Annotated in this window: 17 protein-coding genes and 1 pseudogene; 13 read left to right on the plus strand and 5 right to left on the minus strand. The window is 70.0% G+C overall.

Translation table 11 applies throughout. From position 1 onward, the window contains the following. The first annotated feature begins 302 nt into the window (after positions 1-302). Complete coding sequence (locus H295_RS0133730; RefSeq protein WP_028809991.1) at positions 303-794, plus strand: hemerythrin domain-containing protein; 492 nt, start codon at positions 303-305, stop codon at positions 792-794. Positions 795-1130: 336 nt separating this feature from the next. Here H295_RS0133730 and H295_RS0133735 read toward each other — a convergent pair whose 3' ends face one another. After that, on the minus strand, positions 1131-1487 hold the full coding sequence (locus H295_RS0133735; RefSeq protein WP_020139776.1) for an STAS domain-containing protein: 357 nt from the start codon (positions 1485-1487) through the stop codon (positions 1131-1133). 435 nt (positions 1488-1922) lie between these two features. Between H295_RS0133735 and H295_RS0133740 the strand changes: the two genes are divergently transcribed. The 4 genes from H295_RS0133740 (at position 1923) to H295_RS0133750 (ending at position 7640) form a co-directional block, all read left to right on the plus strand. Next, complete coding sequence (locus H295_RS0133740; RefSeq protein WP_028809992.1) at positions 1923-6158, plus strand: SpoIIE family protein phosphatase; 4236 nt, start codon at positions 1923-1925, stop codon at positions 6156-6158. After that, positions 6158-6445, plus strand: coding sequence for an STAS domain-containing protein (locus H295_RS0133745; protein ID WP_020139778.1), 288 nt, complete (start codon positions 6158-6160; stop codon positions 6443-6445). The genes H295_RS0133740 and H295_RS0133745 overlap by 1 nt, the downstream gene beginning before the upstream one ends. A gap of 105 nt (positions 6446-6550) precedes the next feature. After that, entirely contained in the window at positions 6551-6733 is a 183-nt protein-coding gene (locus tag H295_RS47315) for a hypothetical protein (protein WP_158691094.1), read from the plus strand. 376 nt (positions 6734-7109) lie between these two features. Beyond that, entirely contained in the window at positions 7110-7640 is a 531-nt protein-coding gene (locus H295_RS0133750; RefSeq protein ID WP_234021743.1) for a hypothetical protein, read from the plus strand. Between the two features lie 147 nt (positions 7641-7787). Here H295_RS0133750 and H295_RS0133755 read toward each other — a convergent pair whose 3' ends face one another. Continuing rightward, entirely contained in the window at positions 7788-11150 is a 3363-nt protein-coding gene (locus H295_RS0133755; protein ID WP_028809993.1) for a discoidin domain-containing protein, read from the minus strand. 312 nt (positions 11151-11462) lie between these two features. Between H295_RS0133755 and H295_RS0133760 the strand changes: the two genes are divergently transcribed. Both H295_RS0133760 and H295_RS0133765 read left to right on the plus strand, forming a co-directional pair. Further along, the gene (locus H295_RS0133760; RefSeq protein ID WP_028809994.1) at positions 11463-12485 is read left to right on the plus strand and encodes a LacI family DNA-binding transcriptional regulator; all 1023 of its coding nucleotides are present in this window, start codon (positions 11463-11465) and stop codon (positions 12483-12485) included. Positions 12486-12803: 318 nt separating this feature from the next. Further along, complete coding sequence (locus H295_RS0133765) at positions 12804-13250, plus strand: DUF5707 domain-containing protein (RefSeq protein ID WP_028809995.1); 447 nt, start codon at positions 12804-12806, stop codon at positions 13248-13250. A 224-nt stretch (positions 13251-13474) separates the two neighbouring features. On the opposite strand, the gene H295_RS0133770 is transcribed toward H295_RS0133765, so the two are convergent. After that, positions 13475-15823 (minus strand): SpoIIE family protein phosphatase, encoded by a 2349-nt coding sequence (locus H295_RS0133770; protein ID WP_020139784.1) that lies wholly within the window; start codon positions 15821-15823, stop codon positions 13475-13477. 533 nt (positions 15824-16356) lie between these two features. Here H295_RS0133770 and H295_RS0133775 point away from each other — a divergent pair. Both H295_RS0133775 and H295_RS0133780 read left to right on the plus strand, forming a co-directional pair. Next, a complete protein-coding gene (locus H295_RS0133775; RefSeq protein ID WP_020139785.1) occupies positions 16357-17601 on the plus strand; it encodes an NAD(P)/FAD-dependent oxidoreductase in 1245 nt (414 codons plus the stop codon). Positions 17602-17606: 5 nt separating this feature from the next. Further along, positions 17607-17819, plus strand: coding sequence for a hypothetical protein (locus H295_RS0133780; protein WP_020139786.1), 213 nt, complete (start codon positions 17607-17609; stop codon positions 17817-17819). Here H295_RS0133780 and H295_RS0133785 read toward each other — a convergent pair. Together H295_RS0133785 and H295_RS0133795 are read right to left on the minus strand one after the other, a co-directional pair. Beyond that, on the minus strand, positions 17797-18318 hold the full coding sequence (locus H295_RS0133785) for a hypothetical protein (RefSeq protein ID WP_020139787.1): 522 nt from the start codon (positions 18316-18318) through the stop codon (positions 17797-17799). The genes H295_RS0133780 and H295_RS0133785 overlap by 23 nt on opposite strands. A gap of 229 nt (positions 18319-18547) precedes the next feature. After that, a complete protein-coding gene (locus H295_RS0133795; protein ID WP_020139788.1) occupies positions 18548-20113 on the minus strand; it encodes a Na+/H+ antiporter in 1566 nt (521 codons plus the stop codon). Positions 20114-20359: 246 nt separating this feature from the next. Between H295_RS0133795 and H295_RS43960 the strand changes: the two are divergent. From H295_RS43960 to kdpB, 4 genes and pseudogenes are all read left to right on the plus strand, one after another. Next, a pseudogene (locus tag H295_RS43960) lies at positions 20360-21489 on the plus strand (amino acid permease). A 260-nt stretch (positions 21490-21749) separates the two neighbouring features. Beyond that, positions 21750-21839 (plus strand): K(+)-transporting ATPase subunit F, encoded by a 90-nt coding sequence (gene kdpF / locus H295_RS45050; RefSeq protein ID WP_020139790.1) that lies wholly within the window; start codon positions 21750-21752, stop codon positions 21837-21839. An 8-nt stretch (positions 21840-21847) separates the two neighbouring features. Continuing rightward, positions 21848-23512 (plus strand): potassium-transporting ATPase subunit KdpA, encoded by a 1665-nt coding sequence (kdpA, locus tag H295_RS0133820; protein ID WP_020139791.1) that lies wholly within the window; start codon positions 21848-21850, stop codon positions 23510-23512. Beyond that, a complete protein-coding gene (gene kdpB / locus H295_RS0133825; RefSeq protein WP_028809998.1) occupies positions 23509-25632 on the plus strand; it encodes a potassium-transporting ATPase subunit KdpB in 2124 nt (707 codons plus the stop codon). The genes kdpA and kdpB overlap by 4 nt, the downstream gene beginning before the upstream one ends. Positions 25633-25635: the final 3 nt, after the last annotated feature.

The following is a 25635-nucleotide window of genomic DNA, read 5'->3' on the forward strand; positions in this document are numbered from 1 at the left end:
TGGTGCGCCGGCACGTGCCGGCGACGGTCGGCGCCGAAAGCGGACGGGTTGCCCGGTCTCGGCAAGGAGACGCTCACCGATCAGAACCATCTGCATCGATGTATGCGCGATGTTCGGCGGTGGACCGCGGAACATCGTTTTTCGCGACCAGACGACTATAGCCCGGCATCCGCGTTGTGCTCGCGGCGGCCGGCGTGCCGGCGGCACTCTTCCCGGCTCGATCAGGTTGTGCCGCTGAACACCGCAGGACGGGGTAGCCGGATCCCTGCAACATCCCCCGCACGAAAGTGATCTTTACTCCCATGGCGCAGACACAAGACGTGGTTGAACTCATCCTCCAGGACCACCGGAAGATGGAGGATCTCTTTCGCCTGATGCGCAGCGTCGAAGCCGACCGGGCTGCCGCCCTTCGTGAATTCTCCGATCTGCTGATCGCCCACGCTCTGGCGGAAGAGGAGAAGGTCTATCCCGCCCTGAAGCGCTACAAGAAGATCGACGACGATGAGCTGGAACACGGCGAGGAGGAGCACGAGGAGGGCAACAAGGCGCTCCTGGAACTCCTGGAAGTCGATGAGGTCGGCTCCGAGGAGTGGGACGAGAAGCTGGAAGAACTCGTGCAGGCGGTCACCCACCACGCCGACGAGGAGGAGCGCACCATCCTGAACGGAGCGCGCGAGAACGTGGCCATGGAGCGCCGGGAGGAACTGGGCGCAGCGTTCATGGAAGAGCGCGAGCGTCACCTCAAGGCAGACTGCGGCGCTGTCGACAACGTGCGCCGGATCGTCGGCTCCTGACTGCGATCCGCCCCGTCGCCGGAGTCGTCCAGGCTCCCGGGCGATCCAACGAACCGGTAAGCCGGCGGCGCCTGCCGGCCGGCCTAGGGCGACGGCACCGGCAGATCCCACCGGAGCGGAACCCTCCGTGCCGCGCCACGGGCGCCCGTCAGGGACAGACGCCGCCCTTGCCGAGCATGAGGCCCGGCGGCCACAAAGCCCGGTCGCCCCGCCCGTCGACCAGGCTGTCATGGAAGAAATCGGCAAGGAGCTGTGCCGCCTCGTCCGGCGACGAGGCACCGCTGACGCCGCCGTTCCGCGCCCTCGGTCGGGCACGGGCTCGGTGCGGCGAACCCGTCAGTGGCGCAGTGCGGCGACGGCGGCGTCCGCGGTGGGATGCAGGGCGAACACCTGGTCGAGGCCGACGGTCTGGAACATGCGGGTGAGGTCGCGTCCGAGTCCGGCCAGGCTGAAGGCGGAGCCCGCGGCCTCGGCACGGTGGTAGGCGGTGACGAGCACGGTGATGCCGGTGGAGTCGCAGTAGGTGAGGTCGGAGAAGTCGACCACCAGGGCCGCGCCGGGGGCGAGAGGGACGTCGTCCAGCGCTTCGGTGAGCCATGGCGCGGTGTGATGGTCCAGTTCGCCGGTCACCTTCAGCAGGATGGGACCGGCCTCATGGATCTGCTGGTCGACGGTCAGAGTGGACTCGGTCACCGGTGCTCCTGACGGGGTGATGCGGGCGGTTCGGACATGGACAGGGCAAGCAGGGCGTTTTGCCGCCGACTTTCGGACCCACTGCCGAGGGCACTCTCCACAGTGTGCAGCAGGCGGACGTCGCCGGTCTGCCCGCAGCCGTGAGACGCTCCGAGCAGGAGGCGTGCCGACAGCTCTGACGGCACTGTCCGTGCTTCTGGCTCTTGCACCATTCCGGATGCGGATGCCCCTGGATGATCGAACTATCCTACGAAACGATCGGCCTCGACACGGGGCGGACGATTGCGGTGCAGGGCAGGAAAGACCGAGCCGGCCGTGACGGCTTGCTCGCCTTCTCGGTGGGTACGTGGCCTTCTCCAGGACGCGGCGCGTGGGTCGGCCACGCTGCTCTCGCGCGGTGGTCCGGGGTGGACGACACGGACGAGAGGGTCTCCTGTGGAGCGTTCTGCAGATGACGAGCACCGCCCGCCGAGCGCGGCGGCCGATGTGTTCGCCGCTGACGTGGAGGTCGGCGGGGACCTGGCTCTGGTGGACTGGGGGGCGACCCCGCTGGGACCGCCGGGCAACTGGCCGCAGAGTCTGCAGACGGCGGTGAGCATCCTGCTGTCGTCGCGGTTCCCCATGTGGATGGCATGGGGACCGGACCTGACGTTCTTCTGCAACGCCGCCTACCGCCGGGACACACTGGGCCAGAAGTACCCGTGGGCACTGGGCCGTCCGGCGAGTGAGGTGTGGGCGGAGATCTGGGACGACATCGGCCCGCGCATCGACGCGGTCCTGACGACGGGCCGGGCCACCTGGGACGAGGCGCTGCTGCTCTTCCTGGAGAGATCCGGGTATGCCGAGGAGACCTACCACACCTTCTCCTACAGCCCGTTGCGGGATGACACCGGCGGGGTGGTCGGGATGCTCTGCGTGGTCAGCGAGGAGACCGAGCGGGTCATCGGCGAACGGCGGATGGCCACGCTGCGGGACCTCGGTTCGGACCCCAGCGTCGTACGGACCGAGCAGGAGATGCTGGCCTTCGTCGGTCAGGAACTCGGCCGCAACCCCCGCGACCTCCCGTTCACGCTGACGTATCTCTTCCAGCCGGACGGCGGCGCGCGCCTGGCAGGGGCCACCGGGCTGACCGCCGGGCACCCCGCGGCGCCTGTCAACCTTCCGGCGGACGTCGGGGACGTCGGGGACGTCGGGGACGTCGGGGACGTCGGGGACGTCGGGGGCGCTGCGGACGCCGGGGACGTGGGGGACGCCTTGTGGCCGGCCGCCGCCCCGGCCCGGGGAGAGTCCGTGGTCCTGCCCCTCGACGGCGCCCCGTTCACCGCGCTGCCCGCCGGCGAGTGGCCGAAGCCACCCGCCCGGGCCCTGGTCGTCCCCCTGCTGCAACAGGGCAGCGATCCCTATGGCTTCCTCGTGGCCGGACTCAACCGGTACCGCCCCCTGGACCAGGGCTACCGCGGATTCGTCGAGCTGGTCGCCGGACACGTCGCGGCCGGGATCGCCAGTGCGCGCAGCTACCAGGCCCAACAGCGCCGGGCCGAGGAACTGGCAGAGCTGGACCGGGCGAAGACGACGTTCTTCTCGAACATCAGCCACGAGTTCCGTACCCCGCTCACACTGATCATGGGGCCGGTGGAAGAGCTCCGTGCACGGTTCGACGGCACCGAGCCCCGTGTGCGCGAAGAGCTGGAGGCCATCCACCGCAACGGTCTGCGACTGGGCAAACTCGTCAACAGCCTCTTGGACTTCTCCCGCATCGAAGCCGGCCGTATGCAGGCACGATACGAACCGGTGGACCTGTCGGCGGTCACCGCCGAGCTGGCCAGTGTCTTCCGCTCAGCGGTGAACAAGGCCGGTCTGGCCTTCGAGGTGGACTGCGCCCCACTGGACGAGCCGGTGTACCTCGACCGCGGCATGTGGGAGAAGGTGGTCCTCAACCTGCTCAGCAACGCACTGAAGTTCACCTTCGACGGTTCCGTCACCGTCGCGACCCGCGCCGGGAACGACCATGCGGTGATCACGGTCGCCGACACCGGTATCGGGGTGTCCGCCGAGGAAATGCCGAGGCTCTTCGAACGCTTCCACCGCATCGAGACCGCCCGCTCCCGCTCCGACGAGGGCAGCGGTATCGGCCTCGCCCTGGTCAAGGAGCTCGTCGGCCTGCACGGCGGCACCATCAGCGCCGACAGCACACCGGGAAAGGGCACCAGCTTCACCATCCGGCTGCCCTTCGGCTCCGCGCACCTGCCCGCGGACGCCCTCGCACCGGCCGCCCCCGCCGCGGCCGTCTCGGCCACGGCCGAGCCGTACGTCCTGGAAGCGCTGCGCTGGCTGCCCACCGGCACGTCCGACACGGACACGCCCATGGTGCCGACCTCCGACAACGTCGCGCCCCGCACCTCCGGATCCGTCGTCCCGGCACGGGTGCTGATCGCGGACGACAACGCCGACATGCGCGAGTACCTCACCCGCATCCTGCGGGGCGCCGGATACCGCGTGGAGGCGGTCGCCGACGGCCACGAAGCCCTTCGGGCCGTCCGAGCCGACGCCCCCGACCTCGTGGTCAGCGATGTCATGATGCCCCGACTCGACGGGCTGTCCCTGGTGAGGGAGCTGCGCACGGATGCGCGTACCGCCCCCGTGCCCGTGCTGCTGCTCTCCGCCCGAGCCGGTCAGGAAGCCTCGATCGAGGGCCTCGAGGCCGGTGCCGACGACTACCTCGTCAAGCCGTTCGCAGCGGCGGAACTGCTGGCACGGGTGCGGGCCAACGTGGAGCTGTCCCATCTGCGCGCGCATCACGCCCGGTGGCGCACCGCACTGGTCGACTCGTTGCAGGAGGCGTTCTTCGTCTGCGACGAGGACGGTGCGGTCATCGAGATCAACGCCGCGTTCACCGACATCCTCGGCTACGGACCCGGAGAGCTGCCGTACAGGCCTGTGCACCCGTGGTGGCCGGACGCCGACACCCATCCCGAGGCTCACCAGCAGATCGCCGACGCGTTCGACCGCCTGGTGGGGGAGGGACACGGTCGCTGCACCGTGCCCGTCACCCACCGCGACGGGCATCGGCTGTGGATCGACGCTGCCTTCAACCCGGTACAGGACCCTGACACCGGGCACCGCGTGATCGTCGGCACCTTCCGTGACGTCACGGCCGAGCACTACGCCGTCCAGCGGGACAGCGCCCTCGCGGCACTGAGCCTGCGCCTCTCCCAGGCCACCAGTCTGCCCGAGGCGCTGACCGGTGCCCTGAGCGAACTGAAGGACCTGTGGCGGGCCCGCCAGGTCCTGGCCGCCGTCTTCGGTCAACGGGCTGAGCCCGTACTCGCCGCCGCGGACGCAGCGCCCAACTGGCAGGAGCTGCCCGCCGACCGGCGCGAGGCACTCGCCGCCCTGTGCGAGCGACCCCTGCTGACTCCCGTCACCGACCACACCAGTGCGGGCATCACGGTCGAGCACCCCGACGGCCCCATGGCCCTGTGGGTGGACCTGGGGCAGAGCAGGCCCTTCACTGACGAGGACAAGCTGCTGCTGTCGCTGCTGGCCGGACACCTGGCCCAGGGCCTGGTCCGTGTCCACCAGATCGACCAGCAGCGCGAAACCGCCATCGCCCTCCAGCGGGCGATCCTGGGCCCGTCCCACCTGCCGGACGGATTCGCCGTTCGCTACGAGCCCGCCACCCCGCCGCTGGAGGTGGGCGGTGACTGGTACGACACCGTCGCCCTGCCCGACGGGCGGACCGGCATCGTCGTCGGGGACTGCGTCGGCAGGGGACTGGAAGCGGCCACCGTCATGGGACAACTGCGCAGTGCCTGCCGTGCCCTGCTCCTGCAGGACGCCAGTCCCGCCCAGACCCTCATGGCCCTGGACCACTTCGCCGCCGGCATCCCCGGCGCCCTGTGCACCACCGTGTTCTGCGGGGTCCTGGACCAGGCAACCGGCCGCCTGACCTATTCCAGCGCCGGCCACCCTCCGGGGATTCTCGCCCACCGCGACGGCACCATTCACCTCCTGGAGGACGGGCGCTCCCTGCCGCTGGCCGTCCGCCCCGGCAGACCGCGTCCCGAGGCGGAGTGCACCATCCCCGCCCGCGCCACCCTGCTGCTGTACACCGACGGCCTCGTCGAACGCCGTCGCCGCCCGCTGAACGAGGGCATCGACCAGGCCGGCGAAGCCGTCCACGACGGCAGGAACGCGACCGTCGACGACCTGGCGACCCAGATCATGACCCGCCTGGCACCCGAGAACGGCTACGACGACGACGTCGCCCTGCTGCTGTACCGGCACCCTGCACCACTGGAGATGACCTTCCCCGCCGAGTCGTCGCAGCTCGCGCCGGTCCGCAAAGCTCTGCGCACCTGGCTCGAGCGATGCCAGCTGCCCCCGCAGACGGCGCAGAACGTCCTGGTCGCCGTGGGCGAAGCCTGCGCCAACGCCATCGAACACGGCCACCGCCACGCCCCGGGAGACCCCGTCCGGCTGCGCGCCGAGGCGTATGTGAACGACGTGCGCCTGACCGTCGCCGACAGCGGTCGGTGGAAGACCCCGCAACCCGACGCCAACGCTCACCGCGGGCGCGGCGTGATCCTGATGAAAGCGATGATGCAGCAGGTCACCATCACCACGGGCGCCACCGGGACCACCGTCGACATGCACACGAGGATCGCGTGATGACCACTCCGCTCACCCTGACCCCTGGCCGGCGGCCCGACGGCACGACGCTGTTGACAGCCGTCGGCGAGATCGACATGACCAACACCGAAGCCCTCGCCGACGCCCTGGACACCACGCGCGGCCCGATCGTCCTCGACCTCACGGGCGTCGAGTACCTGGACAGCGCCGGCCTCAACGTGTTGTTCACCCGCGCCGACCGCGTCGAACTGGTGGCCACCCCTCTCCTCGCTCCCGTGCTGACGATCTCGGGCCTCACCGACCTCACCACCGTCCATGGCCTGTAGCGGACACCCCGCTCTCCACCGTGCCGACGGGACCGCAGGAGAGGGCAAGCGGTCGTAAGCGATCAGGGGTCGCGCGACGGGCCGGCCGTCGGCAACGTCGGCAGGATGGTCGCCGTGACGGATCAAGCAGCCCTGGAATCTGAACTCGCCTCGTTCATGGGCGAGTACGAGCAGGCGAACAACAGCCACGACATCGAGCGGGTCGTGCCGTTCCTGGCCGCCCGTGCTAGGCGTAGATGTTGCCGTGTGCCGGTATCGGTTCGCCTGGGCCGGTGTCGTCAGTGGTGAACGACTTGTACGGCTCCGAGGCGAGGTCCGCACCGACCGCTTGCGCGGCCCCGGCACCGGCGAGGCCGGCGTCTCCCGTACCGGACGCCGGTGGACGCCGTACTTCTACGACAACCCGCAAGCCACAGGGTGGGGACACTCCACCTCGCCACTACCCCCCTAATACCTCCGAACGCCCCTCTCAGCGGAGCCAGTTGGAGCCGCCCCGACTGGGGCCGAGCAGCGCTGCCCTTGGCCGCATTCGTTCCACATGCCGCCGATCAGAGGCAACAACGAGTTCGCAACGGGTGGGTGTCAGGGCTACGGCGCTACGCCGCTTGCTCTCTACCATTCGGGGACAGGGGGCTCAAGCGTGCCTCCGGGCAGGGGGCTGGGCATGTGGTCGATCGCTTCACGGCCAGTATTCCGGCGCTTCGGGGCTGCCCTCGCGGTCGGCGTGGCCCTGGCCGCAACCTCGGGGTGCACGGTTCCCGTCGATGCCGTCGCCGGGATCTCTGTGACCGGCGACGGCCATCTGCTCGGCGTCATGATGGTCTGCGGCCACAAGATCGACGGCGCGACCCTCTACGCGGACAGTGACGACGTCGACAAGGATGTGACGGTGGGTTCATGGACCGCCGACCGTCCCCTCAGAGCCGGTCTCGCCACCTGGACCCTCGATTCTCCTGCCGTCGGCTGGACCGCGACCAGATCCCTGACTCCGCTCAACGCCAGGACCACGTACGCCTTCTACGGCTGGACCAAGGACAACTCGTGGTCATCAGGCAATGTTTCCTTCACCCAGGCCGACCGGGACCGGCTCACCCCGGGGAAGGTCCGCTACAACACCATCTCGGACAACGGCGACGAATCCGCAGTCACCGTCCCCATAGCGGAGTTCAAAGCCAAGGCCTGCCAGAACGTCTGACGCCACGCTCACGGAAGGACCTCAACAGGTCAACTGGCACTCAGTCGAAGGCAGTTGCCAAGGGTGTCCCGGAGCCCTCACCGGTCTGACGGCGTCGGGGGCGGCTGGGCCGCGGTGGACCACCCACCGCCCCCTTCGGCACGGCCGCTACCTGATACGGATCTCGGCGAGCTGGAGACGGTACCTGCTGCTCTCGTCGGAGGCGGGCTTGCCGAGCTTCGTGACCTTCAGGCGTACATAGCGGCCGTTCGCGGAGGTGAGGGTGTAGGTCTGGGCGGCTCCGTTGGGGTTGGGCTCACCGGTGACGGTGCGGGCGGTGGTGTAGGTGGTGCCCCCGTCGACACGGGTCTGGAACGTGAAGTCGACCGGGAAGCCCGCCGTGCCCCCGCCCGAGGCGCCTGTGTCGGTGCGGGGGTGGAGGGTGACCGATCCGATGGCCCGGTCGGCGCCGAGGTCGACCTCGATCCACAGAGGCGTGCCGCTGACGTCGGCCGAGGAGAAGTCGATGCTGGTGAAACCCCTGGAGCCGGCCACGCTGGTGAGGGTGCCGTCGAGGAGCCGGGTCTTGCCCCAGTCGCCGTTCTCCAGCGTGTAGGTGGCGGTGACGGTCGTCGCGGCGGTGGGGACGGTGAGTTCGGCGAGCTGGAGGCGGTACTTGGTGGTCTCGTCGACGGGAGGGGTCCCGAGCTTCGTGGCCTGGAGACGCACATAGCGGGCGGTCGTCGTTCTGAAGCCGTACGTCTGCACGAGTCCGCCCGGGTTGGGCTCGGCCGTCACCGTGCGGACGGTGGTGTAGGTGCCGGACCCGTCGGGGCGGGTCTGGATGGTGAAGTCGACGGGGAATCCCGCCGTGCCGCTGCCGACCGCAGGGGTGTCGGTGCGAGGAAAGAGCCGTACGGCGTCGAGATCGGTGTCGGCCCCGAGGTCGACCTCGACCCAGACGGGGTTCGCGCTGACGTCGGCGGAGGGGAAGTCGATGCTGGTGTAGCCCTTCGCGCCGCCCACACTGGTGAGCTTGCCGTCGGTGAGCCGGTTCTTGCCCCAGTCGCTGTTCTCCAGGCTGCTGTTGCTGGCGACGGGCCGTCCCAGGGCGAGGTTGTCGAGGCGGCCGGCGCCCGTGACCGTGAAGGTCCATGTGCCGGGCTGGAGCGTGAAGTAGACGTACGAGGAGTCCTTGCTCGCGTAGCTCAGCCCCGGGACGCTGCCGGTGGAAGCGCCGCCCGTGAACACGGTGGTGCCATTGGCCTTGATGACCGGTGAGGAGCCGCCGTACGTCGGAACACCCACCCGCGCGGTCGTCGCGCCGGGGGAGGTGAGGGCCAGGGTGAACTGGGAGCCGTCACGGGTGATGCCGAGGCGGATGTCGCCCTTGACGGTCGGCGTGACCGTGCTGATCTTCGTCAGGGTGCCGGTCTGCGGGACGACGTCGTACGTCTCCCAGCCGGGCTTGGTGGGACGGACGCCGGCGGCGTAGGCGGACATGACGTACAGCGGGCCGCCGTTCCAGGCGTGGTTGTCGGTGCCGCCAGACTTGTCCCATATCTCCCACAGGGTGTAGCAGGCGGGATCGGCGACCTGGGCGGCGTAGCGGTTGCGCATCCGCTCCTCGGCGACGGTGGCGGCCCCCATGAGGTAGAGCGCTTCCAGGACGTAGAACTCCATGTAGGGGCTGGCGTTGAGGTGGGTGCGCAGGACCTCGGTGATCGCCCGGTAGCGGGAGGCGGGCGCGAGGCCGGCCACGACGGCCAGGCCGTTGGCGCGGTCGTCGGTGTCGCCGTTGTAACCGGGGGAGCGGTATTCGTTCCTGGAGGTGTTCCACAGGACGCTGTCGAAGTTGGCCTTGATGCTGTCGCGCTTGGCCTGCCAGGAGGCGACGTCGCCGCTGTTGCCGCTGAGGCCGGCGAGGGTGATGGCCGTGCCGAGAGCCAGGTAGTACCAGCAGTTGTCCAGGACGCGGGCGTCGATGTTGCTGCCCCAGTCCTCCCAGTCCCAGTCCCCGGCGCGGTGGCTGACCAGCCCGGCCGAGTCCAGGCTCCACAGGTTCAGGTACGCCTTCACCGCCGGGTAGGTGCCGGAGACCGCGTCGGCGTTGCCCGTGTAGAGGTGGTACGTGCCGAAGGCCCACACCGAGGCGAGCATCTGGACGGGCAGTTCGGCGGTCCAGATGGTGGAGGGGATCGGCGAGTACAGCTGGCCGCCCGGCTTCTGCCAGGCGGCCAGCTGGGCGATGGCCTTGGCGCCGAGAGCGTGGGAGCGGGTGTCGAAGGTGTAGAAGCCCTCCTTGAGCTGGTTGACCACGTCGCCCCACCACTGGGCACGCTCGCGGGTGGGACAGTCCATGTAGTTGTCGCGCATGTTGACGTACATCGTGCGCGCCGCCTTGCCCCACAGGGTGTCGAAGAAGGCCTCACTGCTGCTGAACGATCCGGCGAAGTCGGTGTCGTAGCCGGACTCCCGGTACTTCAGATCCAGGACGGTGACACCCGTGGGGATGGTGTACTTCACCGCCGTGCCGCTCATCCAGGCCAGCGCCTCGAACTCCTGGACCCCGCCGGTGCAGACGTAGGTGGCGCGGACGTTGTTCTCCTGCCCAGGGGTGAGGCCGGTCAGGCCGTCACCGTCGGCGTAGTGGTCGGTCTGCATGCCGATCGCCGCGCCGGCCGGGGCGTCCACCTTCAGATACGGCGTGACCTGCAGGTTCGAGGGCAAGGTGGCGGTGATGGCGGTGGCGCCCTGCCCTGTGGACGGCAGCGATGCCGCATTGCTGTAGGACCTCAGGCCCGAGTAGCGGAACTGCGGGACCGGTCGCTGCACGAGATCGTTCCAGGGTGCGGTGCCCGCGGCTCCGAAGTCGGTCGGGGCGCTCCACGCGCTGTCGTTGAAGCCGGTCGACTCCCAGCCCGTCAGGGCGGCGGCGTTGCGGGCGTCGTAGTAGACGTTCGACTCGGGCAGGCGGAAGTTGACCTGGGTACCGCTGGTGTTGTTGGAGTAGCCCGGGTGGACGGTGTGCTTCCAGCTGGTGTCACTGACGACCCGGGTGGTGGTCGAACCGGTGGTGATGTCGGACTGGAACAGCAGACCGCCGCTGCCGCTGCTGCTGTGCGAGAAGCCCTGCTTGCCGAAGTACCACACCAGCAGCGCCACCGTGTTGCTGCCGCTCCTCAGGTACGGGGCCAGGTCTATCTCGTCGTAGTAGGTGCCGGTCCGGTTGGGGCCGCGCTTGAGCTGACCGTCGAAGACGACGAGCGCGCCGTTGACCCACAGCCAGTACTTGGAGTCCGCCGCGATCTGCGTCACGGCCTTCGACGGGGTGGAACTCAGCGTGAACGATCTGCGGAACGCCACCCATTGGTTCGTCGAACTGGTGGGAGCCCAGATCCATTTCGCGGTCCAGGAGACGGCGGCGGACGCTGTGGGAGCGAGTCCCGGCAGGAGCGCCGAGCCGAGGGTGGGTGCGAGCGCCACGGCTATGGCCGAGCGCAGGATGGATCGACGCGATACAGAGGACATGCGGGCTCCTGCTGTGACGGTGCGGTGCGGGTGCGGGGCATCCTGACGGCCGGGAGAGGGAGATAGTCGCGGGGGACGCCGTCTTTGAATCGTTTCATTGCGGTGTTTGCAGCGGGAATTCTTTGCCGCTGCGCGAGACGGTGTCAAGGCCCGTGCAGTGACCGTCTTTTCGAGAGTGGGGACGGATGCGCCCAGGGCTGCCGCCGTCGCCCTGCTGTCGAGATCCCTCTTCACGTCGATCATGTGCGGAAGGCATGTGCCGGAGTCCTCCGCCCCGTAAGATCGGTGATCTCACGCGCGGGGGAGGTGCTCATGGCCAGGCGGCGACCTGGAGCGCCGACCCTGGAAGAGGTGGCCGCCCACGCAGGGGTGGGACGGGGCACGGTCTCCCGGGTCATCAACAACGCGGCCGGCGTGAAGGAGTCGACACGCCAAGCCGTGCAGCGAGCCGTCGAAGAACTGGGGTACGTACCCAATCTCGCGGCCCGGTCCCTGGCCGGGCAGCGTGCGGACGCCGTGGCACTCGTGCTGACCGAGCCGGACTGGAGGCAGTTCGCGGAGCCGTTCTTCTCGGAGATCGTCCGCTCGCTCGGCGACGCCCTGGCGGACACCGGGATGCAGCTGATGTTGACCCTGATCCGCTCGGAGACGGAGCGGCAGCGTTTCCTCGAGTACGCCCGGGGCGGGCGGGTCGACGGAGTCCTGCTGATGTCGGTGCACGCGGACGACAGACTGCCGGACATGCTGGCCCAGGCACGGTTGCCGACCGTTCTACTGGGGCGCCGCTCGGGCGACGAGTACGTCAGCTACGTCGACGCCGACAATGTGGGCGGTGCCCGTGACGCCGTGTCCCACCTCGTGAAACAAGGTCGCACTGCGATCGCCACCATCACGGGGCCATTGGACATGTACGTCGCGCAGTGCCGCCTGCGCGGTTACCAGGACGCGCTGGCGCAGGCAGGCCTGAAGACGTCACGGTCCCGGGTCGCGGAGAGTGACTTCTCCGAGGAGAGCGGTCGACGCGCGATGGTGGAACTCCTCACCCGCCATCCCGAGATCGACGCCGTCCTCGCGGCGTCGGACACCACGGCGGCCGGGGCACTGAGCGCACTGCGCGCGACCGGACGACGGGTACCCGAGGATGTCGCGGTCGTCGGTTTCGACGACTTTCCGCTGGCTCAGCGCACCGAGCCGCGCCTGACCACCGTGCGGCAGCCGCTGGAGGAGATGGGGCGGGCCATGGTCAGACTGCTGATGGAGGAGATGGAGGACCAGTCCGAGGCCTGGCGCCATGTCATCCTCCGCACGAAGCTCGTCGTCAGGGAATCATCCTGACGGCCTTGCTTCATTGTCTGCCGGTCCGTCAGTCCCTGCTCGCAGGAAACCCGTCATCGTCCAACAGGCCATGAAGCATGCAGACCTGGTTCCCGGAGAGGCGGTGTGGTGAGTGCAGCGCGCCGCGCGCCTTCAACTGTCGGCGTGCTCGGCCGGGGCCGGTGGCGGCCAGGCGAACCCGGGGTGGCTCCATGTCGTCATGACCCAGGGGGAGTTGAGTAGGCGTACTCATACTTCGGGCCCGCCCGGCGGCCAGGATGGATGCACGGCGCCGACGAGAGCGCCGGTCCGATCCACCTCATCAAGCCAGGGAATCTCATGTCGCGTCGTGTCGTTCTGTCCGTGATCGCCGGTGGCCTCGTCCTCGGCGGTGCCGGTGCCTTCACCGTCGTACACGCCCAGAACCAGCCTCCGGCGCTGACGCACAGCACGGCCCACTACATCGCCCCCGACGGCGCCCGTAACGGCTCGCTGACCTTCACCACCGACGTCACGGCGTCCTCCGGGCTCAAGAGCGTCAAGGTGCTGGCCTGGCCGGCGAACTCGACCTTCGCGAAGAAGGCGCTGACCGCCAAGGACATGGCTGCCACGGAGTCGGCCGTCTGCAAGCCCTCGGGCGACGACACCGAGCAGTGCACGTACAAGGTCGCTCTCACCGGTGCCGACGACTCCCCGCGAGGCCAGTGGCACGTGGCCGTTCTCGTCACCGCCAAGAACGGCGACACGACCCTGAACCCCAAGGCGGCCGACTTCACGGTGGCGTGACCGGCGATGCCACCTCTGCTGCCCGGGCACCTACCCCACTTCACCGGGCTGACCGGCCCCGACCTCCGACCGAACGACCACGAGAGGGCATCCGGACGCACGGGATCTGGATCCGCTGTCGGGGCGCCGCCTCACCGCCGACGGCGGAGCAGGTCGTGGTTGCGGTCTCCTGCCGACCGCAGGGCCTTGGCACCCCGTTCACCGGACGGTCGCCGGAAACCCCTTCACCGGAAGGTCTCGGAGGACGGCAGCGGCTGCTCGGCCCAGATCGTCTTGCCTCGCCCGGTCTGCCGGCTGCCCCAGCGACGGGTGAGCTGGGCGACCAGCAGCAGCCCGCGGCCGCCCTCGTCGAAGGCGTGCGCCCGGCGCAGATGCGGTGAGGTGGAACTGCCGTCGGAGACCTCGCAGATGAGGGCGCGGTCGCGGATCAGCCGGAGCTGGACGGGCGGTGCCCCGTACCGGATGGCGTTGGTGACCAGTTCGCTGACGACCAGTTCCGTGACGAACGCAGCCTCGTCCAGTCCCCAGGCACTCAGCTGCTCGGTGGCCGCCTGGCGGGCCGCGGCCACGTGCTCGGGGTCCGGTGTGATGTCCCAGGTGGCGACGTGATCCGTGCCCAGCGCCCGAGTGCGGGCCAGCAGCAGTGCGACGTCGTCGCCGGGCTCCTCCGGCAGCACCGCCTTGAGCACGCCGTCGCACAGCGTGTCGAGGGTCTCCGCCGGCGCGGACAGCGCCCGGCACAACGCGGCGGTGGCGTGATCGACGTCGCGGTCGCGGTCCTCGATCAGACCGTCGGTGTAGAGGGCGAGCACCGAGCCCGCCGGCAGGTCCAGCTCCGTCGCCTCGAAGGGCAGGCCGCCGACGCCGAGGGGCGGGCCGGCGGTCATCTCCACCAGGGCCGCGCTGCCGTCGGGCAGCAGCAGCGCGGGCGGTGGATGGCCGGCCGCCGCGAGGTTCAGGTGCCGTGAGACCGGATCGTAGACGGCGTACAGGCAGGTCGCGCCGAGTTCGGCGACCTCGCCGCTCTCGTCGGAGGCCAGATGGGTGACGAGGTCGTCGAGATGGGTGAGGAGTTCGTCCGGTGGCAGGTCGACGTCGGCGAGTGTGCGGACGGCGGTGCACAGGCGGCCCATCGTCGCCGTCGAGGGAATGCCGTGCCCGACGACGTCCCCGACGACCAGGGCGACCCGGCTGCCGGACAGCGGGATCACGTCGAACCAGTCGCCGCCGATACCGGCCAGCGAATCCGAGGGCACATAGCGATGGGCCACCTCGACGGCAGCCTGTCCGGGCAGCCCCCGGGGCAGCAGGCTGTGCTGGAGGGCCAGGGCCGTGGCACGTTCCCGGGCGAAGCGTCGGGCATTGTCTATGCATACGGCGGCCCGGCTGGCGAGATCCTCGGCGAGGACGGTGTCGTCCTCGCCGAAGTCTTCCGGGTTGGCGATCCGTACGGCGACGACCACGCCCAGGGTGGTGCCGCGTGCCCGCAGCGGCGCGGCGAGCATCGAGTGGGCGCCCTCGCGATAGGCCCTGCCCGCGGGGGCGCGCGCGTTGCGCGCGGCGACCCAGCGCACGAAGTCCGGCTCGCCGGCCTGACTGACCGCGGCCCGCCCGGATCGCAGCGCCTTCGCCGGCGGGGAAAGCGGCGAATAGGTGTCGGTGTCACCGACATGTACGGCGGCCTCGGGCGTCCCCTTCGTGCCCGAGCCGTGGGCGACTCTGCGCAGGACGATCTCCCGCGCCGGAATGTCGGGGAGGCCCTCCGCCTGGAAGACCCACTCCAGCAGGTCGACACTGGCGAAGTCCGCGTACCGGGGCACGAGCAGCTCGACCAGCTCCTCGGCGGTGCGCACCACGTCCAGGGTGGTGCCGATGGAGGCCCCGGCCTCGTTCAGCAGGGCGAGACGTTGCCGGGCCCAGTACTGCTCGGTGCTGTCGAACGACGCGATGCCGACGGCGTGGACCTCGCCGTGAGCATCCCGCAGGGGCCACATGTCGGTGGTCCAGGAGTGCTCCCGGTTCAGGGCGGGGGCTCCGGTGAAGCTCTCGTAGCGGACCGGACGGCCTGTGTCGACGACCTGCCGCAGATGATCAAGCCAGCCGCGATGCGCCGGGCGATCCTCCACGCTCTCCGGAAAGTGCTGTCCCAGCAGCGCCTCCTCCGGCACGCCCATGATGCGGCAGGCCCTGTCGTTGAGCCGCACGTAATGCTGGGTGGTGTCGAAGACCGACATGGGCAGGGACGCCTGCTGGAAGGCCTGGCCCGCCAGAGTGGGTTCCGGCCTGCCGGCGGGATCGGCGGTGATCACGTACGCGGACCGCTCTCCGCTTTCGTCGATCAGGGCGCAGGCGCTGAGTGCGAGGGGGACGGGCGAGCCATCGCGGTGGCGCAGCACGGCGACGCCGGACAGGTTCGCGACCGTGTCGGCTCCGATGTCGTCGACCAGCAGTTCGTGGGCCGGACGGTTCACCACCTCCTCGACCGTATATCCCACCAGGTCGCGGGCGCCGTCGCTCCAGGCCCGCACCACACCCCGCGCGTCGACGATCGCCGTGGCATCGTGCTGCACCATGACTTCAGGATCGATCCTCTGCCCGGCCGGTTCAACCGCGACAGGAAGCGGTCTCGGAAGGGAAGGCGTGGCGCGCGAAGGCCTCGGCGCGGGCCTGGGGCCCTGACAGCGCCGAGAGGCCCGGGCTCCGAGGGGGAAACGCGGCCTGGCCTGCCGTAGACCACCGGCTGCGGTGACGCGATACCTCCGACCGGTTGGTTCAGCGGCCTTTCGGGGCGAGCACCGCGGCGATCAGTTCCCCGCGGAGGCTGACGCCGAACCGGGCGAACACCGCCGTGAGGTGCTCGCGCGCGGTGTACGCCGAGACGTGCAGCCCTGCCGACCGGCCGCGTGCCCCGACTTCAGGATCGGCCCCCGCAGCACCGTCGATCGCCCCGCCTGCGCGGAGAGCCCGTTGCCGACACTCGTTCTCGCGGGGCCGGTCGGGTGTTCGGCGCATCCGAGGGTGGCGTGCGGACGGAAGGAGTCGGTGTCCGTACGGCGACTGGCGCCGCATCTGCCCCGGCGCCGCAATACCCGACAAGGAGGCTTACGTGCCCGCGTCCCCGAACATCCCCGACGTCCTGGTCATCGGCGCAGGTGTCGCCGGACTGGCCTGTGCGCGGGACCTCCTGGCTGCCGGGCTGGACGTCCAGGTCGTGGAGGCGTCCGACGCGGTGGGCGGCCGGATGCGCTCCGACCGGGTCGACGGTTTTGTCGTGGACCGGGGCTTCCAGGTGTTCAACACTTCCTATCCGCAGGTGCGCCGCAGGCTGGAGCTGCGGGAACTGCACCTGCGGCCGTTCACGGCCGGCGTCCTGGTGCACACCGCCGGGCAGGGCACCCTGCGCTTCCAGGACCCCACCCGGCGTCCGCACGCCTGGTCGACGCTGCTGCCCGGACGGCTCGCCGGTCCCCGTGACCTCGCGGCGCTCGGCCTGCTCACAGCCCGCGACCTGGTCGGCCCGGTCAGCCGGGTCAAGGCGGCGCGGGACCGGACCACCCGCACTGCCCTGGCCGATGCCGGATTCTCCGCGGAGTTCGTCGAACGCTTCTTCCGGCCGTTCCTGTCCGGGGTCTTCCTGGAGGACGAGCTGGAGACCTCGAGCCGGTTCTTCCACCTCGTCTGGCGGAGCATGCTCCGCGGCACTCTGTGTCTGCCGGGCGCCGGAATCGGCGCCGTCCCCGCAGCACTCGCCGCCGCGCTGCCCGCGGGCACGGTCCGCCTGGAGACCGCCGTGCGCGCCCTCACGGACGACGGCGCCGTGACGGACGGCGGACAGGAACTGCCCGCGCGGACGGTCGTGGTGGCCACCGGCCCCGGCCCGGCGGGACGGCTGCTGCCCGGCCTGAAGGTGCCCGACTGCCGTGTGGTGACCACGTACTACCACGTGGCACCGCGGTCGCCGCTCTCCGAGCCGACGCTCCTCGTCGACGAAGGTCGCCGGTTCCTGAACACCTGTGTCCTGAGCGAGGTGGTGCCGGGACACGCCCCGGACGGCTACGCCCTCGTGGCGACCTCCGTGCTCGGCGGGGACGCCGACGGGCGGGAAGGGACCGTACGGGCCGCGCTGGCCGAGGCGTACGGGACGGACACCGCGGGATGGGACCTCCTGACCGTCCGTACGATCACCGACGCACTGCCGGTCATGACGCCGCCGCTGCCACTGAGCCGGACCACCCGGGTGGGGCCGGGACGCCACGTGTGCGGCGATCACCGGGCCACGGGCTCTGTCCAGGGAGCCCTGGCCTCCGGCGCCCGGGCCGCCCGGGAGATTCTCCGGGAACGCTTCCGTTAGCGCTGGTGTCGGCAGTCGGCGGTGAGTTCCGCGAGTTGTTCGGCGGCGGTGGTGTTGCCCCGGGCGGCGAGACGGCGCAGCTCGTCGAGGTCGTTGAACTCCGAGGCGAGCTGGACGAGTTCGGCGGCGGCATCGGCGTCCCCCGCCTCGGCGCGTTCCCGCAGGGTGGACAGGTCGGCTTCAGTGTCGACGCGGTCACTGAAGCCCCGACTCCCTGAGCACGCCCCGCATCGTCTCCTCGTCGATGCGCTGCCCGAGCCGCCTCAGCACGTCCGTGCCGTGCAGCAGCGTGCCACGCTCGATGGAACGTCGCACACCCGTGTCGAGTTCGTGCCAGATCAGAGGGTTGGCGGCGAGGACGCGGGGGTCCAGTTCCAGGCGGTGTCCGTGGGCGTCGTGCAGGACCAGAGGGGACGAGACGCCGCCGTATCGCCGTACGGTCGTGAGCGCATCCGTGCGTACCATCTGCCGGTGCCACGGGCTCCGTACCGCCAGCCAGCCGGCGCCCGCCGTCACCCGGGCCGGGAGCAGGACGGTGAACAGGGCGGCCGACAGTCCGAGCCACAGCAGGGCGCGCGGGAGGGACAGACTGCCCGCGTCCCAGTCGATCAGCAGCGACATGGTGCCGAACAGCGCGGCGCAGCTCGAAGCGAGCCGGGCGCTGCCACGCCAGTGGCGGTCACCGGCCCGGACCCACCGGTCGTCGAGACGTCGCATGTCGCTGACGCTAGGCGCCCGTGCACGGTCCGGCGCCCGCCACTGACGGAGCTCTGACGTCGTACGGGCGAATCCTGACGGGATCCTTACGGGGGGCCGGCCTGCTGATCGCGGCGCTCTCGCTGACCGTGCTGGGTTTGCGGCCCCTTTTCACCGAGTTCGACTGAGGCCCCTCAGGGGCGCGTGCAACTGCGCGACCAGCCGCACCCGACCGACGACCCTCTCGGCGTCACACATCCGCCAACCGGGCCTCCTCCAAGTCCAAGGACCGCTGAAGCCGACGGCGCGTCACATCGCTGATCGCGTGGTCGTCGTAGAGCCGCTGGAGTTCCACCGCCTCCACACCGATGAGATCCCGCCGCAGCTGCCGGTAGACCAGGTCCGCCGACCCGGACCCGCCGGTGTCCTCGTCGAGACGGTCGCGGGCGTCGTCGAGGCGGGCGGTGAGGCCGCGGCGCAGGCGGTCCAGGACGACGTTAGGGGCTGCGTCGAGTTCGGCGAGTTCGTCCAGGCGGCGGATGCCCGCGTCGGCCAGTCGGCAGCGGGCGGCGGCTTCCTCGCGCTCGGTGTGGTCGGGCTCCAGGGCGATGCCGGAGCGGCGCACGACGGGGGCGAGGGTGAAGCCCTGGACGACGAGGGTGACGACCACCACGGACGTGGTCAGGACCAGGATCAGCGGACGGTCCGCAAGGGCGGCGCCAGCCTTCGTGGTCTCCGGGATGGACAGTGCCGCCGCGAGCGGGACGACTCCCCGGGTGCCGGCCCAGGTCAGCACCAGCGGCACCCGCCAGTTCATCCGCTGGATGCCGCCCTTGCGCTGGACGACCGCCGACAGCGGGGCCAGCCACAGCAGCCGTACGGCGATCAGGGTGGCGGCCACCGCAAGGGCGTAGAGGGGCCAGGCGCGGTCTCCGTCGTCCAGCGCGCGGACCTGCGCGGGCAGGGCCAGGCCGATGAGCGAGAACACCACGCTCTCCAGCAGGAACACCACCGTGCCGTAGACGGCGTGCAGTTGGAGGCGGATGCGGGCGTTGGTGAGCCGGTCGCCGCGCCCGCCCAGGACGACCCCCGCCACCACGACCGAGGTGACACCGGACGTGTGCGCCCCCTCCGCGAGGACATACGCGGCGTACGGCGTCACCAGAGAGATCACCGTCTCCAGCACCGGGTCCTCGGTGCGGCGGCGGATCAGCGCGACCACCGCGGCGACCGCGGCGCCGATGAGCGTGCCGCCGCCCGCGAGCACGACGAACTCGCCGCCCGCCGGGCCCCAGCCGGTCGCCGCCGACGCCACCGCCACGCTCACCGCGACCCGGAACAGCACCAGCGAGGTCGCGTCGTTGAACAGGCTCTCCGCCTGGACCAGGACCTGAACCTTCGGCGGGAGGGACAGGCGCCGGCCCAGCGCGGTCACGGCGACCGGGTCGGTGCTGGCGAGCACCGCGCCCAGCACCAGGGCCATCTGCCATGACAGGGGCGTGACCTGGGAGGCGACCCAGCCGACGGCCGCCGCCGAGGCCAGTACCAGTCCGACGGACAGGATGCCGACGGGCTTCCACACGGCCTTCAGCTCGCGCCATGACAGTTCCTCGGCGCTCGCGTACAGCAGGGGCGGCAGCACGACCAGACCGATCGTCTCCGGGCTGATCTCGATGTCGGGGGTCCCGGGCAGCAGGGCTACGGCCAGACCGGCCACGACCAGCAGGGACGGTGCCGGGATACGCCACCGGCGGGCGAAGGTCGCCACAAGGGTGGCCAGGACCACAAGAGCCAGAATCGTGTCCACGCCGCGCATGCCGTCCCCCTGGGACCCGAACAGGAGACACCCTGACTCCCGGCCGACCAGACTTCCCGGCACACCGCGTTCACCCTAGCGGTCCCGTCGATGTCAAGACAGTGTCAAGGTCCCCGGGACGGACGCCAAGGAAGCGCCAACGGACGCTCCGGCCGTCCCCCGGACGCGCTTCGGTAGGAGGCGTCGGGGGAGAAGTGACCCGCCTCCCGTGGGAGTTGAGCCAGTGAGCGGAGCGCGTCGGCGGCGATGAGTGATGACGTACGGCCCGGACGGCTGAAGGTCCACCTCGGGGCGGTACCCGGGGTGGGCAAGACCTACCGGATGCTCGACGAGGGCCGGCGCCGGGCCGCCCGCGGCGCGGACGTCGTGGTCGGCTTCGCCGAATGCCACGGCCGGCCGCGCATCGAGGCCATGCTGGACGCCTTGGAGGTCGTGCCCCGGGCGAGCTGCGAGTGCCGCGGGGGACAGTTCGAGGAGTTGGACCTCGCGGCGGTGCCGGCCAACACGTCCTTCGGCGGGCTGCCGGTGCTGCTGAAGCTGTTGGCCCGGGACAACTACCTGCCGCACGTGTTCGCGCTGAAGGGGGACCGGCAGGTGCACCGGCACGGGGTACTGGCACTGGCCGCGGTCTCCGCCGCGCTGCTGGTGTTCTCCGGCGGCGACACCAACACCCTGGTGCCGCTGTTCGCCATCGGAGTCTTCGTCGGCTTCACGATCGCGCAGGTCGGCATGGTCCGGCACTGGCGCCTGGAGCGGAACCCGGGATGGCGGGGCAAGGCGCTGCTGAACGGCTTCGGGGCCGCGCTCACCGGCGTGGCCACGGTCGTCGTCACCCTGGAGAAGTTCCGCGAGGGCGCCTGGCTGGTCGTGATCGCGCTGCCCCTGCTGGTCGTGGCCTTCGTCGCCGTCCACCGCGCGTACGGCCGGATCGGCGAACGGCTGGGTCTGGGCCGTGTCCCCGAGCCACCGCACCGCCAGCGGTCCCTGGTGATCGTCCCCGTCTCCTCCCTGTCCCGGCTGACGTCGGAGGCCCTGACCTCGGCGACGAAGGGCGCGCGGTGACCGTCTGCTACCCGGACCCCGAGGACCGGGCCGCTCTGCACGTCCTGGAGCGCGCCTGGGCCAAGTGGGACCCCGGGGTCGAGCTGGTACGGCTGTCCTGCGAGCACCGTTCTCTGGGCCGCCCGATCGCCGCCTACGTCCGCGAGGTCGCCGCGGCGGAGCCGGTCACCCGGGTGACGGTGCTGATCCCCGAGGCCGAGCCGGAGCGGTTGTGGCAGCGGCTGCTGCAGAACCAGCGCGGCGCGGTCGTCGCCCACGCGGTACGGCGGGAGACGGACGCCGTCATCTGCCGACTGAGATTCAGGCTGCTGTGAGGGCTGTCAAGGCTGTCAGGGATGTCAGGGCTGCGAGGGCTCTGGGGCGCGGCCGTAAAGGTGCCGTCAAAGGTGTGGGGGCCGCCGTAAGGGAGCCGTCAACGGCCGGCCGAATCCGGCCAGGTCCGGGGTTTGCTCTAGCTGTCCGTTTCTCGTCCGAACCTTTCCTAGGAGTTCGCGATGGCCGATCTGGCCTTCGTCGTCATCACAGCCGCGGCTTTCGCGCTGGTGGCTCTCGTCGCCAAGGGGGTGACCAAGCTGTGACCGCGGACAACATCGTCGGCCTGATCGTGGCCGTCGCCCTGCTGGGCTACCTGGTCCTCGCCCTGATCTTCCCGGAGAGGTTCTGAGAACTGACATGGGTCCCGTGCTCGCCGGCGTCCTCCAGTTGCTCGCCCTCATCGGCGCGCTGGCTCTCGCCTACATCCCCCTCGGCAACTACATGGCGAAGGTGTACTCCTCCGACAAGCACTGGCGTGTCGAGAAGTGGACCTACCGGGCCATCGGTGCCAACCCCGACGCCGAGATGACCTGGACCGCGTATCTGCGCGGTGTCCTCGCCTTCTCGGTGGTCGGTGTTCTCTTCCTCTACCTGCTCCAGCGGCTCCAGGGTGTCCTCCCCGGCTCGCTCGGCTTCGACTCGGTGAATCCGGCGCAGTCGTTCAACACGGCCGTGTCCTTCGTGACCAACACCAACTGGCAGTCGTACTACGGCGAGCAGACCATGGGCCACGTGGTCCAGACGGCCGGCCTCGCCGTGCAGAACTTCGTCTCCGCCGCTGTCGGCATAGCCGTCGCCGTGGCCCTCGTACGAGGGTTCGCGCGGTCCCGGACCGGTGAACTCGGCAACTTCTGGGCCGACCTGGTGCGCGGCACGATCCGGATCCTGGTACCCGGTGCAGCGATCGCCGCGATCGTGCTCGTGGCCTGTGGAGTCATCCAGAACTTCTCCGGCATCCACGAGGTCGGCCAGTTCATGGGCGGCTCGCAGCAGTGGAACGGTGGCGCGGTCGCCTCGCAGGAGGCGATCAAGGAGTTCGGCACCAACGGCGGCGGCTACTTCAACGCCAACTCGGCCCACCCGTTCGAGAACCCGACGCCGTTCACCAACCTCTTCGAGATCTTCCTGCTGCTGGTGATCCCGTTCTCGCTGACCCGTACCTTCGGCGTCATGGTCGGTTCGGTGAAGCAGGGCTACGCGATCCTCGCGACCATGGCCACCATCTGGGTCGGCTTCGTCGCCCTGATGATGTGGACCGAATTCGCCCACCACGGACCGGCGTTGCAGATCGCCGGCAGTGCGATGGAAGGCAAGGAGGTGCGCTTCGGGGTCGGTTCCTCGTCGATCTTCGCGGTGTCCACCACGCTCACCTCGACGGGAGCGGTGGACTCCTTCCACTCCTCCTTCACCGGGCTCGGCGGCGGCATCACCATCCTGGGCATGCAGTTGGGCGAGATCGCGCCGGGCGGTACCGGCTCGGGCCTGTACGGAATGCTGATCATGGCGGTCATCGCGGTGTTCATCGCTGGGCTGATGGTCGGCCGTACGCCCGAGTACCTGGGCAAGAAGATCGGCACCCGCGAGATCAAACTGGCGGCCTGCTACATCCTCATCACCCCAGCCCTGGTGCTCGTGCTCGCCGCGATCTCCATGGCGCTGCCGACCCCGCCGCACTCGATGCTCAACTCCGGTGCGCACGGCTTCTCCGAGGTGCTGTACGCCTTCACCTCGGCCGCCAACAACAACGGCTCGGCCTTCGCGGGCCTGAACGCGAACACCGACTGGTACAACACCATGCTCGGCGTGGCGATGCTGCTGGGCCGCTTCCTGCCGATGGTGTTCGTGCTGGCGCTGGCCGGTTCGCTCGCCGAGCAGCGGCCCGTCCCCGAGACCGCGGGCACCCTGCGCACCAACAAGCCGCTGTTCGTGGGCCTGTTGGTGGGCGCGATCCTGATCATCACCGGTCTGACGTACTTCCCCGCCCTGGCGCTGGGCCCGCTGGCCGAGGGGCTGGCGTCATGAGCACCCGTACGGAAAGTGACGAGATGTCCACTCCCACCCTTGCGCCCCACCAGGACGCGCCCACCGGGCACAGGCCTCCCGAGGGCCGTGTCGGCGTGGGTCTCTTCGACCCCAAGCAGCTGCTGAAGTCGCTGCCGGACGCCTTCCGAAAGCTCGACCCGCGGGTCATGGTCAAGTCGCCCGTGATGTTCGTGGTGTGGATCGGGTCCGTGCTGACCACGGTGTTCTCCTTCAAGGACCCGGGGGACTGGTTCGGCTGGACCATCAGCGCCTGGCTGTGGCTGACGGTCGTCTTCGCGAACCTCGCGGAGGCGGTCGCCGAAGGGCGCGGCAAGGCCCAGGCCGACACGTTGCGCAAGGCCAAGACCGACACGGTGGCGCGCCGTCTGCTCAAGGACGGCTCCGAGGGGCAGGTGCCCGGCACCGAGCTGACGATCGGTGACCTGGTCGTCTGTGAGGCCGGGGACATCATCCCCGGCGACGGTGACGTGGTCGAGGGTGTGGCCTCGGTCGACGAGTCGGCGATCACCGGCGAGTCCGCCCCGGTCATCCGGGAGTCCGGCGGCGACCGCAGCGCCGTCACCGGCGGCACCAAGGTCCTTTCCGACCGGATCGTCATCAAGATCACGACGAAGCCGGGCGAGACCTTCATCGACCGGATGATCAACCTGGTCGAGGGCGCGGCCCGGCAGAAGACGCCCAACGAGATCGCGCTGAACATCCTGCTCGCCTCGCTGACCATCGTCTTCCTGCTCGCCGTGGCGACTTTGCCGCCGTTCGCGGACTACGCGGGCACCCACCTCACGATGGTCGTGCTGGTCGCCCTGCTCGTCTGCCTGATCCCGACCACGATCGGCGCCCTGCTCTCCGCGATCGGCATCGCGGGCATGGACCGTCTCGTCCAGCGCAACGTCCTGGCCATGTCGGGCCGCGCGGTCGAAGCGGCCGGCGACGTCTCGACACTGCTGCTCGACAAGACCGGCACCATCACCCTGGGCAACCGACAGGCGTCCGAATTCGTACCGGTCAGCGGGGTGACGGACGCCGAGGTCGCGGACGCCGCCCAGCTCTCCTCGCTGGCCGACGAGACACCCGAGGGTCGCTCCATCGTCGTACTGGCGAAGGAGAAGTACGGGTTGCGCGAGCGCCACCAGGGCGAACTCGCAGGCGCCGAGTGGGTCGAGTTCACCGCGCAGACCCGCATGTCGGGTGTCGACGTGGACGGGCGCAGGATCCGCAAGGGCGCGGCCGGTTCGGTCATCAAGTGGGTCGAGGAGCGGGGCGGCAGGGTGGCCGCGGACGCGGAGACGGCCGCCGACCGGATCTCCGAGGCCGGCGGCACTCCGCTGCTCGTGGCCGTGGAGGACACCGACGGTTCGCGGATCCTGGGCGTCATCCACCTCAAGGACGTCGTCAAGGAGGGCATGCGGGAGCGGTTCGACGAGCTGCGCCGCATGGGCATCAAGACCGTCATGATCACGGGCGACAACCCGCTGACCGCCAGGGCGATCGCCGAGGAGGCGGGCGTCGACGACTTCCTCGCGGAGGCCACGCCCGAGGACAAGATGGCCCTCATCAAGCGGGAGCAGGCAGGCGGCAAGCTCGTCGCGATGACCGGTGACGGCACCAACGACGCCCCGGCCCTCGCACAGGCGGACGTCGGCGTGGCCATGAACACCGGCACGTCGGCCGCCAAGGAGGCCGGCAACATGGTCGACCTCGACTCCAACCCGACCAAGCTGATCGAGATCGTCGAGATCGGCAAGCAACTCCTCATCACCCGGGGCGCGTTGACGACGTTCTCCATCGCCAACGACGTCGCGAAGTACTTCGCGATCATCCCGGCACTGTTCGCGGCGGTCTACCCCGGCCTGGACAAGCTCAACATCATGGGCCTGTCCTCGCCGGACTCCGCGATCCTGTCCGCGGTCATCTTCAACGCGCTGATCATCATCGCGCTGGTGCCGCTCTCTCTGCGGGGCGTGCAGTACCGGCCGGTCAGCGCGGAAAAGATGCTGCGCCGCAACCTCACCATCTACGGCATCGGCGGCCTGATCGCCCCCTTCATCGGCATCAAGCTCATCGACCTGCTCATCTCCCTCATCCCCGGGATCGGCTGAAGG

It is taken from the genome of Streptomyces sp. 351MFTsu5.1, assembly GCF_000383655.1.
Lineage (GTDB): Bacteria > Actinomycetota > Actinomycetes > Streptomycetales > Streptomycetaceae > Streptomyces > Streptomyces griseorubiginosus.

What these genes read in the sequence shown, in the direction of transcription:
- H295_RS0133750 (WP_234021743.1), top strand. Translation starts at nt 7,110, where the DNA reads ATGTGGTCGATCGCTTCACGGCCAGTATTCCGGCGCTTCGGGGCTGCC.
- kdpB (WP_028809998.1), top strand. Translation starts at nt 23,509, where the DNA reads ATGAGCACCCGTACGGAAAGTGACGAGATGTCCACTCCCACCCTTGCG.
- H295_RS0133770 (WP_020139784.1), bottom strand. Translation starts at nt 15,823, where the DNA reads ATGGTGCAGCACGATGCCACGGCGATCGTCGACGCGCGGGGTGTGGTG.
- H295_RS0133730 (WP_028809991.1), top strand. Translation starts at nt 303, where the DNA reads ATGGCGCAGACACAAGACGTGGTTGAACTCATCCTCCAGGACCACCGG.
- H295_RS0133785 (WP_020139787.1), bottom strand. Translation starts at nt 18,318, where the DNA reads ATGCGACGTCTCGACGACCGGTGGGTCCGGGCCGGTGACCGCCACTGG.
- H295_RS0133760 (WP_028809994.1), top strand. Translation starts at nt 11,463, where the DNA reads ATGGCCAGGCGGCGACCTGGAGCGCCGACCCTGGAAGAGGTGGCCGCC.
- kdpA (WP_020139791.1), top strand. Translation starts at nt 21,848, where the DNA reads ATGGGTCCCGTGCTCGCCGGCGTCCTCCAGTTGCTCGCCCTCATCGGC.
- H295_RS0133795 (WP_020139788.1), bottom strand. Translation starts at nt 20,113, where the DNA reads ATGCGCGGCGTGGACACGATTCTGGCTCTTGTGGTCCTGGCCACCCTT.
- H295_RS0133765 (WP_028809995.1), top strand. Translation starts at nt 12,804, where the DNA reads ATGTCGCGTCGTGTCGTTCTGTCCGTGATCGCCGGTGGCCTCGTCCTC.
- H295_RS47315 (WP_158691094.1), top strand. Translation starts at nt 6,551, where the DNA reads ATGGTCGCCGTGACGGATCAAGCAGCCCTGGAATCTGAACTCGCCTCG.
- H295_RS0133755 (WP_028809993.1), bottom strand. Translation starts at nt 11,150, where the DNA reads ATGTCCTCTGTATCGCGTCGATCCATCCTGCGCTCGGCCATAGCCGTG.
- H295_RS0133745 (WP_020139778.1), top strand. Translation starts at nt 6,158, where the DNA reads ATGACCACTCCGCTCACCCTGACCCCTGGCCGGCGGCCCGACGGCACG.